The sequence below is a fragment of the Sphingobacterium sp. UBA1498 genome, assembly GCF_002325125.1.
Classification (GTDB): Bacteria; Bacteroidota; Bacteroidia; order Sphingobacteriales; family Sphingobacteriaceae; genus Sphingobacterium.
On sequence record NZ_DCRG01000005.1, the window covers coordinates 203,943 to 226,561 of the forward strand.

15 protein-coding genes are annotated in these 22,619 nt (G+C 40.3%); 8 read left to right on the plus strand and 7 right to left on the minus strand.

The genetic code is table 11. From position 1 onward, the window contains the following. Positions 1-3: 3 nt before the first annotated feature. The 5 genes from B3139_RS05780 to B3139_RS05800 form a co-directional block, all read right to left on the minus strand. The gene (locus tag B3139_RS05780; protein WP_293880709.1) at positions 4-3,045 is read right to left on the minus strand and encodes a SusC/RagA family TonB-linked outer membrane protein; all 3,042 of its coding nucleotides are present in this window, start codon (positions 3,043-3,045) and stop codon (positions 4-6) included. Between the two features lie 67 nt (positions 3,046-3,112). Then, on the minus strand, positions 3,113-4,195 hold the full coding sequence (locus B3139_RS05785) for a FecR family protein (protein ID WP_293880711.1): 1,083 nt from the start codon (positions 4,193-4,195) through the stop codon (positions 3,113-3,115). Positions 4,196-4,284: 89 nt separating this feature from the next. Continuing rightward, positions 4,285-4,878: an RNA polymerase sigma factor gene (locus tag B3139_RS05790; RefSeq protein ID WP_293880713.1), complete on the minus strand. Its 594-nt coding sequence runs from the start codon at positions 4,876-4,878 to the stop codon at positions 4,285-4,287. A gap of 490 nt (positions 4,879-5,368) precedes the next feature. Then, complete coding sequence (locus B3139_RS05795) at positions 5,369-5,734, minus strand: hypothetical protein (RefSeq protein WP_293880715.1); 366 nt, start codon at positions 5,732-5,734, stop codon at positions 5,369-5,371. 298 nt (positions 5,735-6,032) lie between these two features. Beyond that, on the minus strand, positions 6,033-6,581 hold the full coding sequence (locus tag B3139_RS05800; protein WP_293880717.1) for an NAD(P)H-dependent oxidoreductase: 549 nt from the start codon (positions 6,579-6,581) through the stop codon (positions 6,033-6,035). Between the two features lie 86 nt (positions 6,582-6,667). Between B3139_RS05800 and B3139_RS05805 the strand changes: the two genes are divergently transcribed. The 5 genes from B3139_RS05805 to B3139_RS05825 all read left to right on the plus strand — a co-directional run bounded on the left by B3139_RS05805 (position 6,668) and on the right by B3139_RS05825 (position 11,102). Next, on the plus strand, positions 6,668-7,042 hold the full coding sequence (locus tag B3139_RS05805) for a winged helix-turn-helix transcriptional regulator (RefSeq protein WP_293880719.1): 375 nt from the start codon (positions 6,668-6,670) through the stop codon (positions 7,040-7,042). Between the two features lie 704 nt (positions 7,043-7,746). Further along, the gene (locus B3139_RS05810; RefSeq protein ID WP_293880721.1) at positions 7,747-8,832 is read left to right on the plus strand and encodes a glycosyltransferase family 4 protein; all 1,086 of its coding nucleotides are present in this window, start codon (positions 7,747-7,749) and stop codon (positions 8,830-8,832) included. Then, on the plus strand, positions 8,777-9,889 hold the full coding sequence (locus B3139_RS05815; RefSeq protein WP_293880723.1) for a glycosyltransferase: 1,113 nt from the start codon (positions 8,777-8,779) through the stop codon (positions 9,887-9,889). Before B3139_RS05810 ends, B3139_RS05815 begins: the two co-directional genes overlap by 56 nt. A 4-nt stretch (positions 9,890-9,893) precedes the next feature. After that, a complete protein-coding gene (locus B3139_RS05820; RefSeq protein ID WP_293880725.1) occupies positions 9,894-10,730 on the plus strand; it encodes a glycosyltransferase family 2 protein in 837 nt (278 codons plus the stop codon). A gap of 207 nt (positions 10,731-10,937) precedes the next feature. Further along, on the plus strand, positions 10,938-11,102 hold the full coding sequence (locus B3139_RS05825) for a hypothetical protein (RefSeq protein WP_293880727.1): 165 nt from the start codon (positions 10,938-10,940) through the stop codon (positions 11,100-11,102). Positions 11,103-11,446: 344 nt separating this feature from the next. On the opposite strand, the gene B3139_RS05830 is transcribed toward B3139_RS05825, so the two are convergent. Beyond that, the gene (locus B3139_RS05830) at positions 11,447-14,350 is read right to left on the minus strand and encodes a triple tyrosine motif-containing protein (protein WP_293880729.1); all 2,904 of its coding nucleotides are present in this window, start codon (positions 14,348-14,350) and stop codon (positions 11,447-11,449) included. A 178-nt stretch (positions 14,351-14,528) separates the two neighbouring features. On the opposite strand from B3139_RS05830, the gene B3139_RS05835 reads away from it, so the two are divergent. Genes B3139_RS05835 through B3139_RS05845 form a run of 3 tightly spaced genes read left to right on the plus strand, consistent with a single transcriptional unit; the run spans position 14,529 to position 21,213 of the window. Continuing rightward, positions 14,529-17,585, plus strand: a complete 3,057-nt coding sequence (locus tag B3139_RS05835; protein ID WP_293880731.1) for a SusC/RagA family TonB-linked outer membrane protein — start codon at positions 14,529-14,531, stop codon at positions 17,583-17,585. A gap of 25 nt (positions 17,586-17,610) precedes the next feature. Beyond that, positions 17,611-19,161 (plus strand): RagB/SusD family nutrient uptake outer membrane protein, encoded by a 1,551-nt coding sequence (locus B3139_RS05840; RefSeq protein ID WP_293880733.1) that lies wholly within the window; start codon positions 17,611-17,613, stop codon positions 19,159-19,161. Further along, the gene (locus B3139_RS05845; RefSeq protein ID WP_293880735.1) at positions 19,162-21,213 is read left to right on the plus strand and encodes a family 16 glycosylhydrolase; all 2,052 of its coding nucleotides are present in this window, start codon (positions 19,162-19,164) and stop codon (positions 21,211-21,213) included. 136 nt (positions 21,214-21,349) lie between these two features. Here B3139_RS05845 and B3139_RS05850 read toward each other — a convergent pair whose 3' ends face one another. After that, the gene (locus B3139_RS05850; RefSeq protein ID WP_293880737.1) at positions 21,350-22,399 is read right to left on the minus strand and encodes an AI-2E family transporter; all 1,050 of its coding nucleotides are present in this window, start codon (positions 22,397-22,399) and stop codon (positions 21,350-21,352) included. Positions 22,400-22,619: the final 220 nt, after the last annotated feature.

A 22,619-nucleotide genomic window follows, 5' to 3' on the forward strand; every position in this document is an offset into this window, starting at 1 on the left:
AGTTTATAATGTAATATCCAATCCAAAAGAATAGACCTTTACCTGTGGGTAAAAGTTACCATAACCTACTGGTGCTTCGACGTCATAACCGTCCCAAAATTTATCTACGCTGAATAAGTTTGAACCATTAACAAATACCCGAAGTTTATTCAGTCCGATGGACTTTAGCAGCTCAGCCTGAAAGGTATAACCGAACTGTAAATTTTTCAGGCGAAGATAGGCGGCATTTTTCATCCAGAATTGGGAGGACTGCTGGTTGTTATTCTGTCCAAAAGCGAGCCGCGGATATTTAGCCGTAGTATGGTCAGGCGTCCATCGGTCTTTATTGTCCTCACGGATTGTTCCGCCAATTGCTCCCGTTGTTGTAAAAGGCTGTATACCGGCCCCGTAGAGGTAGCCATCGGCTTTCCCCACACCCTGCAACAGAAAACTGAGATCGAATCCCTTGAAACTAAAATTGGAGTTGAGCGAATAGGTATATCGTGGAATGGTACTACCAATGATGACCTTATCGGACTCATTAATCACGCCGTCGTCATTTTGATCACGGTATTTGAGATCACCCGGTGCCAAGGTACCAAACTGTGTGGCATGTGCTTTCACTTCGTCGGCAGTCTGGAAAAAGCCTTCCGAAACATAGCCAAAGATCGAATTAATAGGATAGCCTTCCCTATTGACCGTTAGACCAGTCTGATTGATTCCCCGCATATCCAGCACTTTGTTTTTGACATCAGAGAGGTTGAATGTAAAATTATATTTAAAGTCCTTGGCTGGATCGCTTCGATAGCCCATGGAAAGCTCCCACCCTTTATTCTCGACGACGCCTGCATTTTGATAAGGCTTATTCAAACCGATGATGAGCGGGATGTCCAGCTGTAATAATATATCACTGGTTTTTCTGTTGTATAGATCTGCGGTAATAGTCCATCGCTTAAATAAGGTAAGATCAATTCCTATATTTTTCTCCTCGGTAGACTCCCATGTAATATTAGGATTGGACATATCATTTAGCGCTGCCGTATTGACGATTCCATTGCCCAATGTATAAGAACCCAGGTTTAGAGATGCCACGGCTGGATAGGTACCGATATTCTGATTTCCTAGTTTACCCCATGATGCCCTGATTTTTCCCTCCGTAAGCCAGCCCTTGGATGCTGTTAGAAACTGCTCCTCAGAAAAACGCCATCCTGCAGACGCCGACGGAAAAAAGCCATAGCGATTACCTTTGGCAAACCTAGACGAACCATCGTAGCGTGCATTGAGTTCCAAAAGATAACGATCTTTGAAAACGTAATTGATCCGAGAAAATAAAGATTGTAACGCCCACTCGGAGGCACTGCCTGTAGCTGATTGATTCAGTGCCGACCCTGCATTGAGCACTTCATAGTCAGGGAGAACATAGGTGTCTCTAAAACCCTGGGAGTAATCGATCTTGTAGTCTTCCCGCGAACCACCAATCAATGCTTTCAACTGATGTAGACCAAAATCTTTGTTTAGCGTAAGGGTCGCACGCATATTATTAAAAAGTTCTTGGCTATTGTATTGCGTAAGTGCTGTCCGCACAGGGACCGAGAAACTCGGCGTACCATCTGGAAAATAGGACTGTACTGCTTTTCGGAAATTCTTATTTACCTGCGTCGCATATTTAGGTGCATAATTGACCTCGGCGGTCAACCATTCTTTAGGTCTGTAGATCAATGATGCGTTGATACTGCCAAATGGACTTTTGTTGGTAGCAACACCACCATCAGCCGCGGCCGAGACGGGATTGTTACCATTCCAGCCCAGTCCCCAGGTACCATTGGAATTTCTGAAGGATTGATTGGCAGGAATACTGCTCATCCACTGAAAAAGTTCCTCGATGCTCGCTGCCGGTGAGGTGACGATCGGATTGACGTATTGAAAGTCAAATTTAACAGCGAGCTGATCTGAGAATTTAACATCTACATTGTTGCGGATGGTATAGCGCTTAAACGAACTATTTAGTGTCAAACCTTTCTGGTCGAAATAACCGACCGAAGTCAGCATTTTTACTTTGTTTGTGCCAGCATTGACTGTCAGAAAATGGCTTTGCTGAAATCCATTCCCCTGCAAGGATTCCTTTTGCCAATCAGTATTGGGATACTCGTCCGAACTGCCATTGCCCTGACTACGATAAGCGGCAATGATATCCTCTGGATATAATGGGCTCGCACCAACATTGGTATAAGCTTCATTAGTCAGCAGCATATGATCGAGGGCATTGACGATTTTGGGCATATTGGTTGCAGACTGCCAGCCGAAATAATTATTGTAGGCAATAGCGACCTTATCAGAACTTCCCCTTTTTGTCGTGACCAAGATGACACCATTGGCAGCTCTCGAGCCATAAATCGATGCAGATGCGGCATCTTTTAATATGGAGATATTCTCAATTAAATTGGGGTCGATATTATTGATGGAGCCTTCAATCCCATCAATAAGTACTAAAGGCGCGGCGTTGCCAAGTGTACCGATACCGCGAATACGGATATCCGCACCGTCCGACCCTGGCTTACCAGAACGCTGCGTCACGGTTACTCCCGAGGCCATGCCCTGAAGGGCCGACGAGGTTTGCCCAGCGGGTCTATTATTCAGATCTTCACCCGATACGGCGGAAACAGCGCCCGTCAAATTGACCTTTTTCTGAACGCCATAACCGACGACAACAACTTCGTCTATTATTCCGGTGCGTGATTTCAGACGGATAAGCACGGTGTTTTTGCTGGTTGCCGTTGCGACAAAATGCTTAACAGAATCGGTATCGTAGCCGAGATGGTGTGCATAGATCGTATAATTTTCGCCAGCTACAAGTGGCGTTAAAACAAACAATCCATTGTTATCGGCCACAAAATGGAGCTTTTTACTGCTCCTCTCGTGGACAAGATCAATAGTTGCACCGGGTAATGTATTACCTTCGTTGTCTACTACTTTACCATTTACTTTCAGGTTTGATTGCGCAAATCCTACAGAAAAGTATGGAAATAGCAATCCCACGAGCATTAATTTGATTAGAATATGCTTCATAATTGTTTACAGTTGGTTATTCTGATTTATATATTGGTTTATTTTTCCGCGTTGGGTTGACTCTCTCCTACTGTACGTCCTCCTTTCTTCCCGAATTACTGATGTTGACAATACCATTGTTCACTTGGAATGTACAACCGTTCAATTGACAGAAGCTGGTCAAAAAATTGGCTAGCGATTCTTTGCTATTTAAACTTCCTGTAAATGAACTATTGAGCAAATCAGGATTATCGCATACAATCGAAACATCATAAAGGCTTTCGATTACTCTTAAGAGTTGAACGTTTTTGGTTTGGTTAAATTTGACAGACTGATTGGTCCATTCGACATTGGCGGTTAAATGTCGAATGAGTTTTCTTAACTCCTTATCTACACGAGCAGGCTGAGATTTTGTCAATTCAGGCTCCGAATACTTAATCATCTGCTGCAGTTTTAAGTTAACTAATACTTCCTCTTTTGGTTTGAGGTATATTAGATTGCGGCTATCCGCTGTAACTGATCCGACAGAGATTTTGCCCTCCATTAGTTTTATCAGTACATGATCGGCATCCTTGGGGTCTACGCTAAATATTGTCCCTAAGGCGGTGGTCAAATATCCGCTGTAATTGACTTGAAAAGGCGCATTTTTGTTTTTGTGTACGTTATAAATAACTCGCCCTTGCACTTGCCTTACATCCCGGTGGCCTTGTCCATTATATTCAAATCCGATTTTTGAATGTGGATAGAGTATAACAGTAGTGCTATCAGGAAGCTGAACATTGATCGTGTAAGCATTTTTATTTTCATACCAGATGACCTGTTCTTTTGTTGAGGTTGAAAAATTTTTCAAAAAGAGAACCGACAGTACACAGATTAACACGGCTGCACATGAAGCCCAGGACCACGGGCTTACTCTCAGGATTAGCTTAGGCTTGGGTGGATCTACGGCATAGATATGATCGAGCACTTTCCGATGAACTAGGCTTAGATCTGGTAAGGGAATATGTTGCAATACTTGTTCTTCATCCTGATCCAGTATCTCAGTGATCCACAATTCCAGTATTGCAGTATCTATCTCCGCCATTTCGTCAAAAAATGACTCATAATACTGCGCATCCAAACGGTTGTGGATATACGCCAACAATTGATCTTTAAAGGATTGCTCTTTCAAAATTTTCTATAATTAGTTCAATACATTGCTGTATTTGTTACTCTATACGTTTGGCAAAGAGAATCACACTATTGCATTTTGATTTTTTTTTATAGCTTAAATAAAAAGGCGGCAAAAAGACTGATTATATACTCATCTCGGTAATTTTTTTGAATATATTCTTTGATATCTTTGAGTGCGCTCACGAGTTGATTACTCACTGTAGAGACTGAAATCCCCAATAAATCGGCAATTTCCTTATAACTTTTGTCTTCAAATTTATTGAGCAACAGAATCTCCTTTCGTTTGGGGCTCAGAGAGTCGATTGCATTGGTCAACATTTGCTGTTTATCTTTGAAAAACAGTTTTTCCTCGGTATGATAATAGAGTTCTATTGCCGAAGCCCATATTTCCAATTGAAGCGCCTTGTCTCTTTGCACTTTTCGAAAAAAATCCATGGCCAAATTATCCGAAATATGATTGAGAAATGAGACAAACCCCTTATTAGGGTCAATCTTTTCACGTTGGAGCCATATTTTAGTAAATACTTCCTGTAAGATTTCTTCTGCAATAGTTTGATTTTTCACCAATTTGATCAATCTAATATAGATCTTTGGCGAATAATGGAAATAGATTTCATTAAACGAATTTAGGTCTCCATTTTTAAGTTTTTCCAGTGCAGCATGTTCTTTAGGAGATTTCATTTGGCAAATTCTTATAATTGGTACGAACGAAGAACTCAATATAGTGATAAATTTACTAAATCAAAATCATTGGTAAACTAAATAAAATTTTATAGTCCCTCCAGATTATTTGCTATGAAGTGAGTTTAGCCCCAAGCCTGCGTTTGATTATAAGAGGATTGTTGATTTTGCTATTTTATTTCTTTTTTGGCAGCAGACCACTTTTTATTCTTCTTTATCATTTCTTCCTGATAGCTTTTAAAATTGAAAAAAGGCTCGGCTATCTTACCATTGGGCTGTAAATACAACATTCCATTTCGGTTATCCAGGATACAGTTGAAGTGGTTTAAAATTTGGTTCCCAAACAGGCTAGATCTTCCATCGGGCTTTGAAGGGTCCGCGGCATTAGTCAGTATGTCGCGAAATTCCGTTTCAGCTATGACTGCATTCAGACGGATGATCTTTCGCCCATTGATAATAGTCAGGGGTTGTAATCGATCCCAACGCCCATCTAAAGAGGTAAAATCTTGATCATTGCGTTACGGGTAATAACAACGGTATTTAGCATTAACCATAGGATAGGAATCAACATAGTGAATTGGCTTTTTACGTCCAACCAGTCGTTTAAAATCAGGACAATAACAAATAGAAACAGCGCGACTAAAGTCCAGCAAATTTGGATCGAAACCAGTTTCTTATTGACACGATTATTTTGCTTTTTAAGATACATAATGGCCCAGGGTAACAGCACATTGAGCGGAGGCAAAAAACTGCCGGGCAATGCCAACATATTCACTATTTTATTCCATTTGAGCTCATCTGGATCTAGGGATTCCGCTGCATTGCTTTCATCAAAAAAACTTCTCTCTACGCCCAATGTAGTAGCAAGAGCTTTCAGTGTAAAGCCTTTTGGTTTCTGTCCCGATTAAATGCGTTGTATGGTTCTTATGGAAATGCCTGATTTTTACGAAAGTTCTTCCCGTGTGAGATTTAACTGTTCTCTTAAATCCGATAATTTCCCCATTCGATTACTTTTAGTGTTTATTTACAAGGTCAGAAATTTACAACATTATTACCATAATATACACCATCTAAGATCGAAAAATGGTCAACTCTTGATAAAGAATCCAGATGGTTAAAAAAACTGCCCGCGTAAAAGAGTCAATAACGCATCACTATCGTTCCAACTCTGCCAACGTTTGAATCAATTTTTTTGCGTGCAGTCTTGCATTGGCTCTTATTTCTTCCTCAGTGTAGCCCGCAGCTAGCGAAGTACCATGAAAATAAATCGGCTCAATGTAATTCATTTGGGTATGGTAAGCTGTCTGCTCAAGGTTTTTACAAAATTCATACACACGAAAATGCTGAAAGCCCAAAGCGGTGTAGCTTCTTTGTGATGAACCTACTGTAAAACTCGGGATAAAATTTTTGTCCTTTAGTTTATCTCCTTTTGAACCATAAGCAAATTGATACTCAAATACCCTATCAAACCAGTGCTTTAAAATGGCCGGCATATTGTACCAATAAAAAGGATATTGAAAAATAATGTTCCTATGGCGTAAAAGAGCTTTCTGTTCTTCTTTTACATCAATATCATAATCAGGATATAACTCATAGATATTCCTGATTTCAATATTCATGTTATTGCTCTTTAGCTCGTCGATAATCGTTTTGTTAGCAAAAGATTTATCATAATTGGGGTGTGCTAAAATCACTAATGACATACTATAATTATTTTAGTAGCAAAACTATTTTAAGTAAATTGCATTTGCAATAACTATCAAGATAGATAGGTCGAAATAAATGTAGCATGAAAACAGAATGTACCAGCGATTACGTGACACTTAAAGGGAAAAGTTACCCTTGTACAGTCAGTCTAACAATGGATTTGATGGGTGGAAAATGGAAAGCCGTTATCCTGTATCATTTAAAAGATATGCCAAAAAGGTATAATGAGCTTCGGAAAGAAATGCCTACAATTACGGAAATGACATTGAGTCTGCAATTAAAGAAATTGGAAAAAGATGGTTTAGTCACAAAGAGGATATATGGAGAAAAGCCTCCTTTAATGACAATTTACAGCCTATCCGATTTAGGAAAAAGCCTTCTTCCAGTTTTGGAAGCCATTACAAAATGGGGTAACGAAGTAGTAAGTGAAAATGGTGAGTTTATAAAAGTTTCATAACAACTATACTTTTGCATTGCCCCTAAATTGTAAGCTAATTTTATAACATCTTCACTATATCGGTATCCTTTTCTTGGGGTTAAATGGTGCTATGCTGCCAAACAATCCTTCCATATTCGGAATTACATTTTTGTTGCATAGAAAATTGGAATCTGCTCTCAATATGTAAATAAGGATCATACCGAAAGCAATGCTAAAGTGCTAATGCTATAATCCCTTTTATCTTCTAACCAATAGCCGTGTAAATAAAGATACTGTCCGTTTGCGCATAGATTTTAAACTATTGTTAAACACAAATTTAAAAATAAATGTCTACAAGAAGTCTAAAGGCGATATTTATTAACGGCAATAGATATGACAATCTCACATGTTATAAAATTAATGTAAAATACCTTAAGAGTAAAAAAAGCCTCGAGATGGGGACTCAAGGCTTAATTGTTAAATGTTTAAGCTACTTTAAAAACTTAAGGATATAACAACGGCTAACAGTTTTCGTTTTTACTTTTCGAAATAAAAAATAGTGACCTGACAACTCGACTAAACTATATTTTGGACAAATCTATATCGCATCGCAGTATTGACTATATAAGCAGCTGGCCCCGAATAGTCCAGAAAAATAATTGTAGATAGTGGTGAACGAATTTCACTTGGCTGTGTTCTAATCAGCATGGTTACGTTGCCAGCATATATACATTCAATATATTATGAAAATAGCAGTGCTTGCTCATTTAAAACATCCCATCCGCAAACCATTTATGGGCGGGCTGGAAGCCTTTACATACGAAGTAACTAAACTTTTATTGCAAAGGGGACATGAGGTTACCTTGTTTGCTAGTGAGCATTCGGATCCTAATCTAAATGTACATTCTATTCTTAGCGATGTAGATTACGATATGGAAACATTAAGCAGATTTCGCTCTCACGAATTAAGTGAGGATTTTATCTCTACGCATCACGCTTATTTGGAACTGATGCAAGAGATAGACCAATATGATTTTGATGTGGTGTTTAATAATAGCTTAAATTATGTACCCATTACAATGGCTACTCTTACACAAACGCCGATGGTAACCGTATTGCATACTCCTCCCATTTTTGAGATGAAAAGGGCTATTTTAGCAGCAAACCGCTACAAAAAACTAACGTATATATCTGTGTCAGAAACGAATGCGTCTTCGTGGAAGCCCTATATAGCCGAATGCAAGGTCATACAGAATGGTATTAATCTGGATAAATGGATATTTACAGCTAAAAATGCCGGGAATTATGTATTATGGTTTGGTAGAATCCATCCGGATAAAGGAACCCATTTTGCAATTGCAGCAGCAAAATTGGCCGGAAGGCGTATTAAGATAGCAGGTTCGGTTGCTGACAAACATTATTTTGAAACTTTTGTTAAGCCGCTTCTAGATGAAGGCGCGGAATGGGTAGAGCACTGTACACACGAAGAACTTAATAAACTCATCGGAAATGCAGCAGTAAGTGTTATTACGCCTTGTTGGGAAGAACCTTTCGGTTTGGTTGTCGCTGAAAGTTTAGCATGCGGAACGCCAGTTGCGGGTTTCGCTAGAGGAGCGCTACCAAAGATTGTAAATAACGAAACTGGATGTCTTACCGCGTCTTGTTCGGTGATTGAATTGGCAAAATGCATAAACGATGCGGCGCAGCTTAGTCGAAAAGCATGTCGAGCGCATGCTGAATCAGCATTGGATATTAATGAGATGGTATCTTCCTATGAAAACATATTTGCAGAAGTCATCGAAAATTGCGAAAGTAAATATGCCTTATAAGTACGCCTTTTATATCCACCATCACGGGGCAGGTCATTTGACTAGAGCCTTAGCCATAGCAGCGCAACTTCCCCATAACGAAGTGGTCTTTTTCGGTAGTTCATTAGCAACTCATAAAGATCTAATACCGGAAGATATCTTAACAATCGAATTGCCATTTGATACGCCTATTGATAGCGATTGGGATTGGACAAGTAGTGAGCTAAATTTTTTACATTATGCTCCTCTTAATGTGAAGGGCATAGTGGATAGAAACTATCTTATAATAAATTTTTTCGCAAAAAATAGCCTTTGCTTACTTATCGTTGATGTATCTGTCGAGATCGCATTACTTGCACGTCTCTGTGGGATACCAACCGTAGTGGTGAGACAACACGGTGACCGTTCTGACACTCCGCACTCCCTGGCTTATGAAAGCGCATCTCTTTTGCTGGCACCCTACGCAAAATCAATGGCGCAGGATATCGAAAAGGAGTTTATGCCAAAGACATTTTATTCAGGTGGGTTCTCTAAATATAGCGGAATGTCAATTGAAGAGAATTCGAGCTCGGAAAATCAGATCGCTATTTTCTTTGGCCAGGGTGGCACATGTTTTGATTGGCCGCTCATTGCTCAAATTAGGAGGGATCTACCTCAAACATCCAATTTACATATACTGGGTACCATACAAAATTATAAAGCTATTGATGGAGTCAGTTATTATGGGAATTCAAAGGATGCATACCATATACTTAAAAATTGCGGGATCGTAATAAGCAATGCGGGCCATAACTGCATAATGGAATTGGGTGATTTAAGAAAAAAAATTATTTGTATACCTGCAGAAAGGCCTTTTGAAGAACAAAAAATAAAGGTCAAACTTTTGGAAAATGCAGGAGTAGCCAAGGTAGTAGAAGAGAAAGATTTACTTCAGGCAAACTGGTTACATATCATTGAAAACACAAAAAAGTTGAAGATTGAAGCCTGGGAAAAATTGATGAACCCAAAAGCGACTTTTGAAATTGCAACGCAGCTTAAGAAACTGCACTCACAACTATTTAAAACATTATCAAATTAGAAATATGTACTCTACTGCTCCGGTCTCCGTATTGACAATTGTACATAAACGCCATCATGCACTAATAAACCTGGTTAACGGGCTCGCTAAAAATTCTATCTTACCGGTAGAAATAGTGATCGTGTTTATTAATGAACGTGCTTACCCGTTTGAAGATGATGAATATCCCTTTAGAGTAAATACTGTAGAAATGGAAACAGAAGGGCATTTAAATTTGGGCGAAGCAAGAAATATGGCTATAAAAAATTCCAGTTCTTCATTTAATATCTTCTTAGACGTAGACTGCATTCCTGCACAAAATTTAATCGAGCAGTATCTGCCCTACTCGAATAAAAAGAATGCTTTATTAAGTGGCCGGGTTAGGTATTTAAAAAAAGGGTTTGCAGATAAACCTGACTGGATGTCGCAATTAATGGAAAACAGTAGGCCCGATCCTGTCAGGAACGAGTTAGATCAATTTAGTTACGAACTCTTCTGGTCACTCAATTTTGGGTGTAGCAAAGAGACTTTCAATAAAATTGGTGGATTCGATCAAAACTATATTGGATATGGCGCTGAAGATACGGATTTTGGCTTCAGCGCAAGGAAAAACAGTATAGCTCACTTCACAATTGATGCATTGGCGTATCACCAATATCACCCAAGTTATAATCCACCTTTAAACCACTTCAAATCCATTGTCACCAACGCTACTCAATTTTTTCAAAAGTGGGGAGTCTGGCCCATGATGGGGTGGCTAAATAAATTTAACGAAAGCGGCCTTATAATTTTTAAAAATAATCAGATTATCATTCTTCGTGAACCATCAAAACAAGAAATTGTGGCCAGTCTAACGGAATAGAAACTATTTAAACATTCCAAGCAATTTAATAAGCCCATTTTCGCTGTGTAATATTTCAGTATTTTTCAAAGTATCGCAAGTTACCAATGAAGCTCTTGCCTGCATTTTTTTTCATAATGTGCGATGGCAGTTTGAATGTCCGGAAAGTTATCGCTTGTGCTAACTCAAAAGCGTCCTGCATTGCCTGGTTTACTCACTCACCGGCATATGGTGGCATGCGATGTGCTGCATCGCCAAGCATTGTCAAGTGAAGTAATGTCGGCCAAGTCTGGTGCAATGGAAAATGAAATTGTGGACACGGGATACACCAAATGGTATTACCTGAAAAAAGTTCTTGCCATTGCTCACGCTACGATGCGAAAGCAACCTTAAACCACACAAAAACCTGGTTTTTGTCATTAAATTCAATACCGCTGTCCTGCACTAAATTTTCTGACACTTTGCAACCGGTATAAAATGTTAAACTGCCCTCTCCCTTTGCACTTACAATGATGGATTGTTCATTTCCAAAAGTAAAAACTTTCAACAAATTCCGTTAATGGGCTGTTAGGTTTTACTACTTGATGTTGTAATTCATTTTTCATTGTTACATTCAGTTGATACCGTAACTTTCCTTCCTAATTTTGCCACCACACATGAAGTTGATAAAGACAACAAGACAGATACGTATTGATTAATAAGATATAATCGCGCTTTGGAATATATAATGTCTCAAATTAAATTGTATTTAAATACTCATTTAAAGATAATTCTGTTTCGATCTGCAATTTTTTGCGCAGTCTATAACGGTGAATTTCTACTCCCCTAACGGTAATATTCTGCAGCTGAGCAATCTGTTTGGATGTAAAATGTAATTTTAAATACGCGCATACTTTGAGATCATTTCGAGATAATGCTGGATGCTTTGCTTTCAAATTGTTTAAAAATCCATCATTGAGCTCATCAAAATGACTCGCAAATTGGTTCCAGTTTGCGCTATTCTTTTCAATATCCTTCAATAACATGTGAATACGTTTCAAATTAGAGTCTCCGTGATCGCCAGTATCAAGCTTTGCGATTTCATCCTTAACTTTGATTAATGCACCCGAATTTTCAAGCAACTGCATGCTAGTACTCGCTAGTTCTTTCGTTTTGGACATCACTTCATGTGCTAATTTCTCGTTATTCAACTTCACGATTTCTTTCTCATTTTTCTCAATTTCCAGCTGATGGATATAACGGAGTTGCGCTAACTGTTGCTCATGTTTCAGCTGCTGTTTGTGTCTCTCTATCTTACGCAGATGAATCAAGCCGAACACAGCGAGTATAGCCGATAGAAAATATACCATTTTGGCCAATAGGGTCTTATACCATGGGGGTAAAACGATAAATCGGTATTCGGCCACATCGGATTGCTGGTTTAAATTATTCCTTACTTTCACAAGGAATGTATACTGTCCATCCGACAGATTGGTATAGGCCTTTTCAGACTGCGGGCTCCATGAAGACCATTCGTCATCATAACCCAATAATTTATAACTGAATTCAAGATGCTGATTTATCCCATAACTTGGTGAGGAAAAGCTGAATCGGAAAGAGTCAAAAATGGAAGGTAACCTTAGGACGTTGCCTTTTTTAGCATTGACTGGCTGCTCCTTTGACTCAAAGGTATTTGAAAAAAAACCTGCATAAATAAGACTATCCCTTTTTCCTGTTGCAATAGTTTGAGATAACATCGCTACAGGTCTTACACTATGTTTCAAATACTTATCATAATTGATATGAATTGCCCCTTTCTCTGCTCCTATATATATATTGTGTTGATCAATAGCATAAATATGTTCAAATCCTGTGGTGTTCATCCCTTCTATCTCAGGAAAATTAATAAGATGATAGGTTCGAAGCTTGGAATCAAATCGCCCTACCCCAACCATTTTCCTTGTACAAAACCAGACATTTCCTTCCTGGTCATCTTTTAGATAACGTATGGTCAAGTCTTTAAACGCTACGAACTGTTCTGCAGGCAAAAAGCGATTTATCTTATAATCGTAGCGATAAAGCCCTTTCTCCGTCGCAAATACAACCTGATTTTTTATTTTAAATACGTAATTCTGATAATCGGCAGGTAGCCCGTCTTTATGATTGCAGAGTTTGGCCTGATACGATTTCTTATCGTCCGAAAGCGTAATCCGGTAAATACCCCGATAGGGATGAGATGCCCATATGGTCCCTTTTTCATCTTGTTCGAGAAATCGGAAAGAGTCAGAAGGTCCATCCAGCGGGCCTTTTATCAAGAATAAGCCTTGATTAAAATCAAGCAACTCGAGGCCATTATAGGTTCCTATTAAACTTTCTTTTACCGGATAAACCATACTAAGCGGAAGCAACTTCCAAGTTCCTATCCCCTGCCGAACTGGCTTTAGGGAATGATCCGTAATCTGGAATAAACCTTTGTTGTGTCCAAGTAATAATTGACCATTAAGTTGTTCAAGGCGCCATGCTTCGCCACCATCGCTGCCCGGAAGAAGGGAAAAAAAAGCTGGTGAACGGCTTTGATCGGTCAATCCTTCTTTTATTCCAGCATAATAAACACCATTCGAGGAGGAAAGGTAAAGTCTATTATTGAAGAGAAGTGTAGAATATCCCGTCACATCATTCTCCATATTGGGCCGGAGATAGCGAATGGCACTTCCATAGCTAATCACAGAGATGACATTGTCTGTACCCACCCAGATATTCTTCTGTCTGTCCACAAATACGGAAGTGACATTTTTATTTTGCAATCCTTCCCTGACACCAATCTTTTGCATTGTTTTGCCATTGAGGCTACGGATCTGGCAACCTTCTTTGGCATTACCGACGACGAAGGTTGAGTCATCTATTTTCCCTATGGACGGTGTATAGCTGCCGTCGCCCCCCTGGGTACGCAGTATTGTCAGCTTCCGGTTCTGTAAGCTGTAGGTTTCGTTATTTAAAGTAGACAGCAACAAACGCCCCTTGCCAAGGGAGAGCATGGATGCGATCTTCACATCTTTAAAGGGTAAGTCTTTTATGTAGGGATTCCATTTATTATCGCGAAACTCCAGCAAACCATTGCTTTTATCCTGCGCATAAAGTATGCCGTCCGACTGCCCCATATAATACCACTCAGCCGCCGCCGGATGTACTTGAATCTTTTGTCCCTTCAGTTCAAATATCGCATTGGTACCGCGAAAAAAAACAGATTGCCCTACGCCAACCGTATTCCAGATATCTGCAAAATTCCGATATCCTTCTGGAACGAGATCGTGTAAGGAATGATAAACGAGTCCAAATTGCGGCGAACGCTCAAAATAGCCAAAATCACCCTGTCCGCCAACATAAATTCGATCCTCATCATCAATCCAGACAGAACGGATATTGGTATGATTGGGGAGGGAAAATGTTTTCCAATATCGTCCATCAAAGGTCAGTAGCCCTTCACTGTTACCAAAGTACATGATGCCATGGCTATCTTGTTTTATATCCCAGGTGCGACTTCCCCCCTGATAGACCGATTTACCATAATTATAAACCAAAGGTAAGCCAAGTAACTCCTGTGCAGATAGCGTGTTTGAAAAAATAGAAAATAGTATAAAAAACAGAATGGCAAAACACCTCATAATAATTCCCTTCAATTGGCTGACGTAAACTTGACGTACCCCAAATATATTGAATTGCAGCCGAAAAAACCAACATGAAGTAGTGTTGTTGTACCTCTAAAATTCGGCAATAAGCTGCTTAAGCCTAATTTTGATTCTTGATAATTATAAACAATTCCTAAATTTCAATTCATTACACATGAAAAATAATATCAGTATTATTGCCAGTACTGTACTGTTCTCTTGCCTATCCAATATAGTAAGTGCACAGACTAAAACAGTGACTGGACGGATTACAAACGAAAAAGGTTCTCCTATCTCGGCCAGCATTACTGTGCAAGGAAATGCAACGATCGGGACAAGCAGCAATGAAAATGGGGAATTTTCACTCGCTATTCCTACAAACGTCAAATACCTCATTATCTCATCATTAGGATATGAGGCGAAGACAGTACCCATAAATGGAGATATCTTAACGATTCAGCTCATGCAAAACAACAGCGACTTTAACCTGGATGAAGTTGTAGTTGTAGGCTACGGTACCCAACGAAAGGGCGACCTAACAGCGCCCATAGGAACGGTAAATATGGAAGAAATGGCCAAACGTACTGTTTCCAACCCAATGGATGCACTACAAGGCGCTGTTGCTGGCGTGCAAATCGTAAGTTCGGGCGCGCCCGGATCTTCTCCCTCTGTTCGTGTACGTGGCGTTGGCTCTTTTAATAATGAAAGTCCTTTATATGTTGTGGATGGCATGTTCATGGACAATATTGATTTCCTCAATCCAAATGATATTGCCGACATTTCGGTTTTAAAAGATGCTTCTGGTGCAGCAATCTATGGAGTCCGTGCCGCAAATGGTGTCATTTTGGTGACCACAAAAAAAGGAAGCTTAAATATGAAAGGAAAAGTTACATATAATGGCTTCGCTGGTTTGCAAGCACCGACACATGTTTTGAAAATGGCTAATGCAAAGCAATATGCGGAATATGCAACAGCCATTGGCAATGAGGCCTTCGTAAAAAGTTCGGTGGAAAAATATGGCGGGACAGCGACCAACCCGGCGATGGATACGGATTGGTTCAAAGAGCTCCTGCGCTCTAAGGCGCTGATCACCAATCATAACCTGGACATTATGGGTGGGTCTGATAAAATCACCTATTCCATGGGACTCAATTATGTCAAACAAGAGGGCATCATGGATGCCAGCAATATGAATCAAAAATACAATCTCCGCTTGCAGGCAGATGCCAAAGTAACAGATTGGCTGAAAGCGGGTTTTAGCGCACACATCAATAACTTCAAGACCTACTCGCCTAATAATGCAGCTTTTAGACAAGCCTATTTCGCATCGCCACTCTACCCTGTTTATGACCCCTCATTGGAATTGGCCAAACCAGAAAAATTTGGATCAAGTACCGCCATCGGAATGCAATCCGGATTTTGGTATAACAATCCGGTAGCGACAGCTTTTTATAATACGAATCAAACAAAGGGCTTCCAGATTCTTCCGACGATTTATCTCGAAGCAACATTATGGAAGGACAAGATCACTTTTCGTTCGCAGCTGAGCCAGAGGTATCAATCCACACATACTATAAACTATAATCCTGTTTACTACATTGACAATGATCAGCGCAATGACCGCTCCTTTTTACGTTCAGCACAAGCACGCAACACCAATTATATTTTGGACAATCTCCTAACGTATAAAGATCAGGCGGGTAAACATCACTGGTCATTGTTGCTCGGGCAATCATCACGTGAGGAACGCTGGCGGGAAACTTGGGTACAAGCCAATGACGTGCCAGAATCGGAGGAGTTTTGGTATGTAGGCGTAGATGCGCAAGGTACGGGTTCGGCCACAGGATATGGAGAAAAGGGATTCCGAAATGCCGGAATATCCTATTTTACCAGAGGTACCTACGATTATGACAACAAATATTTGCTAACAGCAACATTCCGCGCAGACGGCAGCTCAAAATACCAAACAAAATGGGGCTATTTTCCATCGGTGGGCCTAGGCTGGGTATTGACCAAGGAAAAGTTTATGGAAAATCAAAAGCTTTTCAACCAGCTGAAATTGCGCGGAAGCTGGGGTAAATTGGGAAACGATGGTATTCAGCCTAATGCGGGCTATGCCACAGTTTACTCAGGCAATAACTACTCTGGTATATTTGGAAGCGAAGGGACTACCAACGGAACGCGCGTACCTGGATATCGTGTCGGCCGTTTTTTCACTCAAGTACGCTGGGAAGTTGTTGAAGAATGGGATGGCGGAATTGACTTTGCCTTGCTGAATAATCGTTTGACTGGCGCGGTAGATTATTATCACCGCACTACACATGACCTTGCTTTTAGCCGACCTATCCCCTTTTCGTGGGATCGTGTATATGGCAATTGGGGAAGTGTGACAAACAGTGGTTGGGAAATTGGTCTGCAATGGAAAGACAAAATTGGTGAATTGAGCTATGCGATCGGCGGAAACCTGACTACCCTAAAAAACAGAGTTACAAATCTCGGTGGACTAGAAAACATAATGAATGGTTATCCAGAATGGTCTGCTGAATTCCCAGCACGTATAGAATTGAATCAACCCATAAACTTTTTCTACGGCTATGAAGTAGCCGGTGTCTATCAAAATCAAGCCCAAATTGATGCAGATCCCATAGCAAAAAGATACAACCAACAGAATCCAAACACACCAATTTTACCTGGATATCTTCAATATAAGGATCAGAACAATAATGGTGAGCTTGATGAAAAGGATCGGGTAAACCTCGGCAATTATCTTCCTACGATAGCCTACGGATTTAACCTGGCATTTGATTATAAAAAATTTGATCTAAGTATTGCCTTTCAAGGTGTAGCCGGCAACAAGATCCATAATCTAAACCGTGCAATGCGCCGAAAATACAATCAGATGAATGTTGATGCCGCATTCGTCGAAAACCTCTGGACTGCAGAAGGAAGCAGTAATACGCACCCATCTGCCAAAGGATCCGTTGCCCCTTGGAATCTTCAGGCAAGTTCATTTTTTGTGGAAAGTGGAGCATACCTACGGATACAAAATATACAATTGGGTTATAATTTTGAACTCAATAAAATACCCGCGCGTGTGTTCGCAACTGCCGACCGCCCTTTTATATTTACAAAATATAATGGTTTTACACCCGAAATAGCTGGAATGGGATTTGACGCCAATGTGTATCCGATCGCTTCTTCTTATAGTTTGGGTGTCAAAGTATCGTTCTAATTATTAACCTTTTAATTCAAACTGCATGAAAACTTTTCAATATATCCTGATTGCAAGCTGTTTAGGTCTTTCTTCTAGCCTATCTAGCTGTAATAAATTTTTGGACAAACCCTTAGAAAACCAGCAGCGATCGGAAGAGATCGACTATAGCAACACCGCCTTAATGTACGGCCCCGTATCTGGTGTATATCGTTCGGCTTCCGACGATAACCTAGTCCATTGGATTGATCTTTCCATTCGCTGTATGCGCGATGACGACTACCAGCAGGCCGCACCGAATCCAAATGATAATCCCGAATTAATGGGCATCAAAAACTTTCAAAATGATGTTACTATTCAATCTTACTGGGGAATAAATCAATCCTGGATCAGTTATTACAGTCTCGTCATTGCCGCAAACAATGCTTTGATCGAATTGGATAATTTTGCTGAAAAAATTCCAGTTTCCAATGCGGCGGATATAAAACTGAATAGACAGTACAAAGCCGAAGTCAGGTTTTTAAGAGCATATGCTCACCTGATGGTTTCACGCCTGTTTGGCAATGTACCTATCCTTATTGACAGCGATAACATTGGCCGTTTGGCTACGATCCAAAAAAGTACGGTAGCAGAAGTACGTCAGTTTATCATTGATGAAATGAATGCCTGCTCGGAAGATCTTGAAGATGCTCGTCCAAATCAATCGAAGCACATTGGGGCGGTAACTAAATATTCTGCACTTCTTTTGAAAGCGAAGGCAGCTGCTGATTTGGCCGGGAATGATAACGGTAGTGCTCACTGGAATGATGTTCTGGATGCAACAAACAAAATTATTGCGAGCGGTCGCTTTTCGCTATACCCAAATTACTACGAGCTCTTTAAAATACCGGGAAAATTGTCGAACGAGTCTATCTTTGAGCTGCAATATTCTGATTTCGGCTTAGGAACTGGTGATATTGTTCGTCCGGGCGTTGATTGGGGTACCTTTTTTAAATGGCAGGGCCCTTCTGGGGATCAAAAAGGAAGCCCAATCTCCGGAGCAGGCTGGGTACCACCTTCGCAAAACATCGTTGATTTCTTAACCAATAGAGGTGAAACGGAACGCTTAAAAACAACAATTTTATATTGTGGCGTAGATGGCAATCCGGCGACTACATCGTTAACTCCAAGTGGCGATGTCGTTTATGGCAATCCTTTTGGCGTAAAATATTTCAATGGTAAAGCCTATCTCCCAAAATCGCAGATGACAGCAGGCCGAATGGAATATGGAGCAAACAATAATGTACGTATATTGCGTTACGCGGATGTTCTTTTATTAAATGCCGAAGCGAAGGTCAGAAAGGGACAAAATGGAGATGAGCCTTTTCGTCTGATTCGCGAACGCGCAAAACTAGCACCGATTACAAATGTAAATTTAAATCAAATTTTGGATGAGCGCCGAGCGGAATTTGCCTGCGAATGGTGGGGCGAGCGTTTTAATGACCTGGTCCGTACAGAACGCGCCCAAGAAATCTTCGGCGCAAAATTCACCCCTGGTGTCAGCGAGTACATTCCTATACCGCAAACTCAGATAGATGCAAACCCTAACTTTAGATAGATGATGACAGCAGCAAAACTACTAATATCCCTATTGCTAAACATACTTTTCCTTTCCTACGGATGGGGCAAGCAAGGCAAACCTGTTAAATCGACAATCGTTAAAGTTGAAAATAGTTTTACAATAATGCGTAATGGACAGCCTTACTTCATTAAAGGAGCAGGCGGAACAAGCAATCTGGAAAAATTAAAAGCGTATGGAGGCAACTCCATACGCACATGGAGCCCCCAGCAAGCTGATGAAATCCTAAATAAAGCACAAACTTTAGGTCTCACGGTAACCTTAGGGCTCGATGTGAAAACAGAACGCCATGGCTTCGATTACAATAATCCGGCAGCTGTTGCCAAACAAAAAGAATATATTCGCACAATCGTACTTAAATATAAGGACCATCCGGCACTGCTTGCTTGGGGAATCGGCAATGAGCTTAACCTACATTACAGTAACCCAAAAGTATGGGATGCTGTCAATTCGATCGCTGAGATGATCCATGGACTAGATTCCAATCATTTAGTCACAACCATGCTGGCCGGTGTGAATCAAAAGGAAATTGATTATATCGAAACCAGGTGCCCAGCACTGGACCTGATTGCTGTACAAGTATATGGTGGCCTTGCCGCTGTTCCTGAGCAATTAAAAAAGACGGGATGGAATAAACCCTATATCGTGACAGAATGGGGACCTACTGGCCATTGGGAAGGCCTGCAAACACCTTGGGGAGCTCCGATTGAAGAGACCAGCCACGAAAAAGCGAAAGTTTACAAAAGCCGATACGAAGCCACTATCGGACAAGATAAAAACTGTCTGGGATCTTATGTTTTTTTGTGGGGACAAAAACAGGAACGTACACCAACATGGTATGGATTATTCACAGAGCAAGGTGAGGAAAATGAGGTTGTCGATGTTATGCAGTACCTTTGGTCGGCCCAATGGCCCCGTAATCGGGCCCCGCAGTTAGACTCTCTATTATTGAATCATAGGCATGCAAAAGATTTTATCTACCTTGAATCCGGTAAATCCTACCCTATAGAAGCCTTTGTACATGATCCCGACGGCGATAAATTACAGATACGTTGGGAGCTTCTCAAAGAAAGCACAGACCTTAAAGAAGGTGGCGACCGTGAAGAGCGTCCGCAGGGATTAAGTGGCTTTATACAAAATAATGCAGTTGACAGGACACTCTTGACGGCTCCTCCTCTAGAAGGCGCCTATCGGCTCTTCGTCTATGCAAACGATGGAAATAACAAGGTAGCGACCGCCAACATCCCCTTTTTTGTCAAGTCAAATTCAGGTAAAGCAAATGAGATAACCTATCATTTTTCGCCAACACCAATATGGGCTGATGAATTTAATTACTCAGGATTGCCAGATAAAACCAAATGGTCTTATGATGTCGGTTCTTTGTACAACGGCTGGGGCAACAATGAACAGCAGTATTATATGGAGGCTTCAGCATCAAATTCCATCGTGGAAAACGGTGTCCTTAAGATTATGGCGAGAAAAGGAAATAAAAAGGACAAACCCTATACCTCTGCACGGCTGACCAGCAAGAATAAAGGAGACTTCAAGTATGGCAGATTTGAGGCGCGTGCAAAATTGCCAAGAGGGATTGGTACCTGGCCAGCGATCTGGATGCTTCCTACTGATATGAAATATGGTAATTGGCCTAAATCGGGCGAAATAGATATACTTGAACATGTCGGATACGATCAGGATATGGTGCATATATCGGTGCATACCCAAGCTTATAATCATAGCATAAACACACAGAAAACGAGTAAAAAAAAGGTGTCTGGTGTTTCTGAAGAATTTCACAGCTATCGTGTAGACTGGACACCGACATATATAAAAGGTTTCATTGACGGACAAGAGATCTTTCACTTTGTCAATCAAAATAGGAGCTTCAAAGAATGGCCTTTTGACCAAAAGTTCCATTGGTTACTTAACCTCGCTGTCGGCGGAAACTGGGGCGGCAAAGAGGGTGTAGATGATACAATATTCCCCGCAACGTTCGAAATAGACTATGTCCGTGTATATGGTCTATTGGATTAAAACTCTCCAATCTTAATCTCAAATCGCTCGTCGCCTCAGCTTAACGAGCGATTTTTTTTGCTCCCGTACCTTGCTGAATACCGAAGTTAGTCGATAGCGATAGTACTGCTGTAAGTATGCAGAGACGGACTTAATATTATTTAGAAAGTGACTGCTTTTGATCCTGCTTTTTAATATAAAGTTCTTGTACCAACACCATAACAATGACCAAAATTGGTGTAGCAAGTATAACCCCCCAGGCTCCAAGCCAGATCCCTACAAATACTTGCGAAATGATAATTAACGCGGGGGGCGTTTTGATCAATTCCTGTTGCACCAAGGGTGTAATAAAATTGCTCTCTACCAGCTGAACAAAACAATAAAGCACAATCACCCACAAAGCAGTAGATGGGGATTTTGAAAGGGCAACAAGAGCTGCTGGAATAATCGATATAATCGGACCAAAGTTGGGAATGAAACTTAATAGCCCTGCAATAAGAGCTAATACTAGCCACAAATCTATACCCAGAATAGCAAGTCCAATGCTCGTAAGTACAAACACAACGAACATTGAGAATAGCATTCCCTTTAACCAAGACCTGAGATTTTTTACAATTTTTTCTATCAAATTATTACCTTGTAAACGCATATCGGCTGGAAGAAGCTTTACAATGCCAGTCTTATATTGGTCGGGAGCCGCCGTGAAAAAAATTCCAATAAATAGTACGATATAGATATCTCCAAAAACGCCGACTGTACTATTAAAAAATCCACCCAATAATAGTGAAGCTTTCTCGACTATTTTAGAAGAAGCTATTTTTTCATAAATCAGTTTTATGTTACTATTGCCTTCGATGAAGTTTTTAGCATCTTCTACTAGGCTAGGAACTTCTTTGGTAAACTGAACCACCTCACCTGTAACGCGGGCTCCAATTAGAAAAAAAGTTCCAAATAAAAAGCTGATCGACAAAATGATAGAAAGTGGAAGTGACCATTTTGGGGATATCTTTGTTTTTCGGGCGATTAAACCTGCAAATCCATGAAAGTATATTGCAATGATGGCACCAGCTAAAGTATACAAGAACACCTGATTGGCTTTCCAAGATAGCAGGAGGGCGACGACTATAAACGATATGATGCCTGCGGCTATCCATACTCTTGACACAAATCGATGGTTTATCTGTGGTAAAGGATCTTTATTTTCCAATTTTTTTGAATTTCTAAAATTAATTTTGCTTTGCTTTTAAATTTGTAACATTGACATTGTAATAATCGCTTGGATTATTCGAATATGTAATATTTCAATGATCAATATTTCAATGCTACTTAATGTAACGCTGGCCTTCACACAAAAGTTTCGATTATTTACAGTATATCTTAAAATAACATGCAACTACCTGATCACGGCTAAAACAAAAGAAAAACCA